The organism is Nonomuraea sp. JJY05 (assembly GCF_043496855.1).
Taxonomy (GTDB): domain Bacteria; phylum Actinomycetota; class Actinomycetes; order Streptosporangiales; family Streptosporangiaceae; genus Nonomuraea.
Genome location: NZ_JBIEIS010000083.1, coordinates 23,091 through 29,081 on the forward strand (window position 1 = coordinate 23,091; position 5,991 = coordinate 29,081).

4 protein-coding genes are annotated in these 5,991 nt (G+C 72.2%); 2 read left to right on the forward strand and 2 right to left on the reverse strand.

From position 1 onward, the window contains the following. Positions 1-919, reverse strand: a 919-nt coding sequence (locus ACFKCF_RS59665) for a LacI family DNA-binding transcriptional regulator (protein WP_394506158.1), incomplete at its 3' end; no start/stop codon positions are given. Between ACFKCF_RS59665 and ACFKCF_RS59670 the strand changes: the two genes are divergently transcribed. After that, the gene (locus ACFKCF_RS59670) at positions 832-1,452 is read left to right on the forward strand and encodes a hypothetical protein (protein WP_394506170.1); all 621 of its coding nucleotides are present in this window, start codon (positions 832-834) and stop codon (positions 1,450-1,452) included. The genes ACFKCF_RS59665 and ACFKCF_RS59670 overlap by 88 nt on opposite strands. A 211-nt stretch (positions 1,453-1,663) precedes the next feature. Beyond that, positions 1,664-5,299, forward strand: coding sequence for a helix-turn-helix domain-containing protein (locus ACFKCF_RS59675; RefSeq protein ID WP_394506160.1), 3,636 nt, complete (start codon positions 1,664-1,666; stop codon positions 5,297-5,299). 225 nt (positions 5,300-5,524) lie between these two features. On the opposite strand, the gene ACFKCF_RS59680 is transcribed toward ACFKCF_RS59675, so the two are convergent. Beyond that, on the reverse strand, positions 5,525-5,991 hold a 467-nt coding region (locus ACFKCF_RS59680), incomplete at its 5' end, for a tetratricopeptide repeat protein (protein WP_394506162.1).

Sequence of the window (5,991 nt, forward strand, 5' to 3'; positions counted from 1 at the left end):
CCCCCCACCCTCCCCCCCCCGCGCCGGCCTGGAGGCCCGAGCGCGGGGTCCCGTCACTCTCCACGACCTCCGGAACCGGGGCTCCCGCCGCCTCCAGCGCCTCCCGCCAGCCCAGCAGCCGCCCGCTCGGCCGGCCGGAGGCCGGTATCCCCACGTGGTGCACGGTGCGATGGCCCAGTCCGAGCAGGTAGTTCGTCGCGTCCCGCGCGCCGGCGTGGTCGTCGAACAGGGCCCGCGGGACGCTCCTGCCCTGCCCGGCGGAGGACACCGCCGCCACGGGGACCGTGTCGGGCAGCGCCGCCAGCGCCTGGCTGCCCTGGATATCGAACTCGAGCACGATCATCCCAGCGAGCGGCTGGTCGAGCGCGAGGTCCACGGCTACCCGCACCGACTCCTCGTCGTCGCCGTCCAGCATCGTCAGGGCCACCACCAGGCCGACCGCGCGGGCGGCCTCCTCGATCCCCCGGATCGCGCTGGCATAACCGTATCGGGTGGTATCGCTGGTCAGCACGCTGATGATGGAGCGCCGGCCGGTCGCCAGGGCGCGCGCCGCGGCGTTGGGTCGGTATCCCAGCTCCTGGATCGCGCGCAGGACCTGCCTGCGCTTATCGGCGCTCACCGGCGCGGACCCGCTCAACACCCGAGACACCGTGGGGACGGACACACCGGCGACCCTCGCCACGTCCGCGAGGACGGGAGGGCGGGTGTGCGGGCGGCGAGTCACACCGGTAAGCGTACATACCAGGAGGTGAAGGCTTGGACGGGCGGCTCCTGCGGCCGGATACGGCAGGCCGACCCGCTCACGGCGCCACCACCTTGGCCTGGGCGCCCATGCTGCTCGAGTACGTCGCGCTCCGCGTGCTCGACCAGGCCAAGGCCGAGACGGTCGTGGACCGCAGCCGACACGATGTCCGGGCATGCGCCCAGCCGATGGACGGCCGGGCCCTCGCGGCAGAAGCGGCCGAGGCGGTCGTGACGCCTGATTTCTACCTGTCGGCGATCGCCGTGGGAGTGCCCGCAGTCGGCCGGCTCACCTCGACCTACGGCGCGATCGACCGCTGCCCGCTGGGGGCGTCGCCATGGCCGGGCAGGAACTGCCCGTCGACGCCACCCGCACGGCACGGACCCGCACGAGCGCTGCGCCTGCTCGAGACAGGGCTGACCCTACTGGACGAAACGTTCGGCCCGGACGAGCACGCGCTGCTGCGGCTGGTGATGCTTACGCACCAGGCCACCGTCCGGGCTCGGTCCGGCGACCACGATCAGGCCTGGCCCCCGCCCCCCGAGGTGTTCTACAACCGCGGCAACGTCCGCGTGGATGTCAAAGAACCGGACGGGGCGTCCAGGTCTCCGTCCTGGTCGGACGGCGCGAGCGCCAGGCCGGCCTCGACGTCGCGCCGGACGTGGACGCTGTCGCCCATGCCGCACAGGGGCCCGGCCCGGTTCACGTAGGCGTCGGCGGCTCCATCCCCCGTGTGGATCTCCAAAGGTCCCAGTACGTGAAATCCCATATTTGCCCCTCTTGTCGTGCTGGAGATCTAAGGTCTAAGGCGGCCCAGGGATGTCCGAGATAGCCCTCCGTGGGTCCAGGACAACGCGGCAAAGACTCCGGACAACAAGAGGTGAGTGCACATTGGGGCGGCCCGAGCAGCCGGTGGATCCGTTGGCCGGTCCCGTAGAAAGGCTCGCCTGGGAATTGCGCCGGCTCAGGGACGAGGCCGGGCGACCGAGCTACCGCGTACTCGCGCAGCGCGCGCATTTCTCGCGGAGCACCCTCGCCGAGGCGGCCACCGGGACGCGGCTGCCCACTCTTGAGGCGACACTGGCGTACGCCGTCGCCTGCGGTGGCGACCCCGCCGAATGGGAGCGGAAGTGGCATCTGGTCGCGGCCGAACTCGAACGGTCGCAGCGCCGTTGCCCTTACCCCGGCCTGCTTCCGCTGGACGTCGACGCCGCCGACCTGTTCTTCGGCCGGGACGACCTTCTCGAGGTCCTGCTGAAGACCGTGAAACAGGGACCGCTGACGGTGGTCCGCGGGGCCACCGGCAGCGGCAAATCCTCCTTGCTGCGGGCCGGGCTGGCCGCACGACTGACCGCCGACGGAACCACCGTCACGCTGCTCACTCCGGGTGCGCACCCGCTGTCCCGGTTGCACGCCACCGACGCCGACGGCTCCGACGTGATGATCGTCGACCAGTTCGAGGAGACGTTCACGCTCTGCGCCGACGAGCGGGAACGCGCCGGCTTCCTCGACGCGCTGAGCGAGCTCGTCAGCGGTCAGGACGGCCCGGCGCTGGTGATCGGGATCCGCACCGACTTCTACGAGCGCTGCATGTCGCATCCCGGTCTGGCCGCAGCCCTCCTCGACAGCGTTCACCTGCCGGTCGGACCCATGTCCGAGCAGGAGCTGCGCGCCATCATCACCGAACCCGCCGGCCGGGCGGGGCTGAGCGTGGACCCGGATCTGGTGGTCACCGTGGTGGCCGAGGCCGCCGAGCAGACGGGGGCGCTCCCGATGGTCGCGCACGCGTTGCGCGAAACGTGGAGCAGGCAGCAGGGAGACACGCTGACGCTGGCGGACTACCGGGCCGTGGGTGGCGTGTCCGGCGCGATCGCGCGGACCGCCGAGCACCTGTACGCCGATCTGGAAGCCGACCAGCGGCAGTTGCTCCGCGCCGTGCTGCTGCGGCTCGTCGCCCTGGGCTCGGGCAGCTCCGACACCCGCCGCGGTCTCGACCGGGACGAGCTCGCCGGCATCGGACCCGCCGGCGAGCTGGACGCGGTCCTCGACCGGCTCGCCGCCGCCAGGCTCATCGTCGTGGACCAGGACCTGGTCGACATCGCCCATGAAGCGCTCCTCACCGGCTGGCCCCGGCTGCGGGAATGGCTCACCGCCGACCGCGAGACCCTTCTGCGGCACCAGCGGCTCACGTCTGACGCGGCCGAGTGGGACCGCAACGGGCGCGGCGAGGACTACCTGTACCGCGGCACTCGCCTCGCCTTCTGGGACGGCGAGGCGAGCTTCGTACCGCTGAACGAGCTGGAGCGAACCTTCCTGGCGGCCTGCCGCTCGAGCGCGGCCGAGCGCGACCGGGCCCGCCGCCGGACCCGTCTCGCCTTCGGCGGGCTGCCGGTCGCCGCCGTCGCGGTCATCGTGCTGGCCGCGCTCGTCCTGGTCCAGGTAGGCAACAGGAACGTCGAGCGCGACCGTGCCGCCTCGGTACGGCTGGCCGCCGAAGCGCGCCGCCAGCTCCAGCAAGACCCGGAACTGGCATTGCTGCTGGCGATCGAGGCGTACGAGGTGGAGTCCACTCCGGAGGCCGACCTCGTGCTCCGCCAGGCCACTGCAGACTCCCGGCTGCGCGGCTCCACCCCGGTCGGCCTGCGCAGGGTCACAGGAACGACGGCCACCCCGGACGGCCGGAAGATCGCGATCTGGGGCGCAGGGTCGGGCCCGGCGAGCCTGGAGATCTGGAGCCTGGACGGTGCCGCGCCGCGCCGGGCCGGCCATGTGCTCCAGGCGGATCGGACGGACGGCATCCTGAGCGCCGCGTTCAGCGAGGACGGCCGGCAACTCGTCACCGGAGGCTCCGGAGGAGAACTGGTGCAATGGGACCTGGCGTCTAGCGGTCCGCCCGTGGTTCTGGGAACCGTTGACGGTAGCGTCAACGGCGTCAGCGTCAGCCGGGACGGCAGGGTGGCGAGCGCGCACAGCGACGGCGTGCGTATCTGGAAGCGGGGACGTTCCGAGCCCGTCAAGCTCGATGTCCCCGGCCGCGCGGTCAGGAGCGTCTCGTTCAGCCCCAGCGGCCGGCTGCTCGCCACCGGGGGCAACGGATCGCCGCTGCGACTATGGGACATGACCGGAGACCGGCCCGTTCTGCAGCGCGCGGCCGCCCGCGGTGAGCCGGAGCAGGTGGCCGTCAGCCCGCGCGGGCCATGGGTCGCGACCGTCGAAGGCGACGTTCCCCGTGTCTGGGACGCGACGGAGGCGCCGGCCGGCGACTGGATCCCGCAGATCGAGCTGGCCGGCCACGCCCCGAAGCTGAACGGCCTGGTGTTCACCGCGGCCGGGGATCGCATGGCGACCTACGGCGCCGACGGCGTGATCCGCGTCTGGACGACGGGCAGCGAGGCCGACCCGCTGGTGTTGCGCAGCCCGAAAGGGAATCCGCGCGGGGCGGCGTTCACCCCGGACGGGAAGTCATTGGTCACCGTCGATGCGGACGGCTCCCTGCGGACGTGGGACATCACGGCGGGCGACCCGGCACCGAGCGAGGGCAGGCCCCTGGCGCTCAGCGCTGACACGAGCACGGTGGCGGTCAGCGCGGGCCCGGATTCACTCCTCAGCCCGCGGGACGTCCGCATCAAGATTTGGCGCGGTACGACCTCGGCCGAGGTGCACGGCCCGCGTGATGCCGGCTACCTCGTCGCGCTGAGCCCTGACGGCCGGCGGATGGCGGGCGTCGGCCGGGCCGGGACCCTGAGCCTGTGGGACCTCACCACCGCCGGCGCGCCAGCCACCACACCCGCGCCCTTCCGCGGCCTCCCGGGCGGCCTGGCGTTCAGCGCCGATGGAAAGCGGATCGTGGCGGGCGCCTTCGACACCGAACCGCAGGTGTGGCAGATCTCCCCGTCCGGCGGGCTGACAGCGGTCACCGGCTGGCAGGCCCGGCCCACGGGGCGCGCCGACGGCGACGTGGCACTCAGCCCGGACGGCATGAAACTGGCCGACGCCCGTGACGACCACACCGTCGTTGTCTGGGACCTGACCGGCAAGAGCGAGCCGAAGATTCTTCGCGGCCATGTGGAGGACATCACCGGCCTCGCGTTCAGCCCGGACGGGCTGCGACTGGCCGCCGCGGCCGCGGACGGCGCCATCCGGCTCTGGGACACCGGCGGCCGGGGCGAGCCCGCGGCCGTGCTGCAGGGCGCCGAGAACACCGTCCGTAAGGTGAGGTTCAGCCCTGACGGCACCTGGCTGGTCACCAACGAACCTGCGGGCCACCTGCGGTTCTGGCGGGCGACAGGCGGCGGCGAACCGCTGGAGTTGACCGGCTGGGGCGCGACCGGCGGTCTCGCGGCGTTCAGCCCCGACGGTACGCGGATCGTCAGGGGGTTGAGCCCGCAGATCATCCTCGGTCGCCCGCTGGCGACCGGTCTGGGCGGCAGCCTCGTCCGGACCCGCGCCTGCGAGGTGTGCGGCCCGGCCGGAACGGTGCTCGAACTCGCCAGATCGCGCCGTACGCGCGAGCTGACCGCAGAAGAACGCCGCAGCCATCTCGGCCCGAACTCCTGACCTTCATCGTTGCCCCGGGCCGCGCGGGTCCAGAGTGGCGGTCGTGGGCGGGCGCGCCATCCGCTTCATCGACGGCCACCCGCCAGGTGTACCAGGGGACGCACCCGCGCCGAAGCCCGCAGTGGACGGCGTCTACAGTACTTCGTCTCCGTCGACATCAGCGGCGACGTCTGTGACAAGGACAAGTCGAAGAGCAGGTCCTCTACAGGGCGATCACCGACCTGATCAACGCGCTCCCGCGCTCAAGTGCTTGACGGGGTCGGGAGGCTGCGGGAGGTCCTGGGCGAGCAGGACCTCCAGCTCCTCCTCGGTGATGAGGTGGACATCACACAGAATCCGAGCTGACTGGTGCCAGCACTTCCGCGCCTCGTCCTGCCGTCCAAGATCGTACAGGGTGTCGCCGAGCCCCCACAGGGTAACGGCCTCCAGCGCGCGGGCACCGGCCTTGTGGTGGAGGTAGGCCGCCCTCCGGTATCCGGCCTCGGCCTCGGCGAGCCTGCCGGCGCGTCGGTAGGCATCGGCCAGCGTGTCGGTCGCCGTTCCCTCGCCGTGGGGATCGTCGAACTCCGCCCAGATCTCCAAGCTTCTTCGGCCCGCGTCGATCGCGTCGTCCAGCCGGCCCATTCTGATCAGCACCGCGGCCCGGCCGTTGAGGATCATCGCCTGGTAGTCGCGCAGGCCGCTCGCTGTCG

Excerpts from the sequence above, each read along its gene's own strand:
- ACFKCF_RS59670 (WP_394506170.1), top strand. The coding sequence starts at position 832 with ATGCTGCTCGAGTACGTCGCGCTCCGCGTGCTCGACCAGGCCAAGGCC.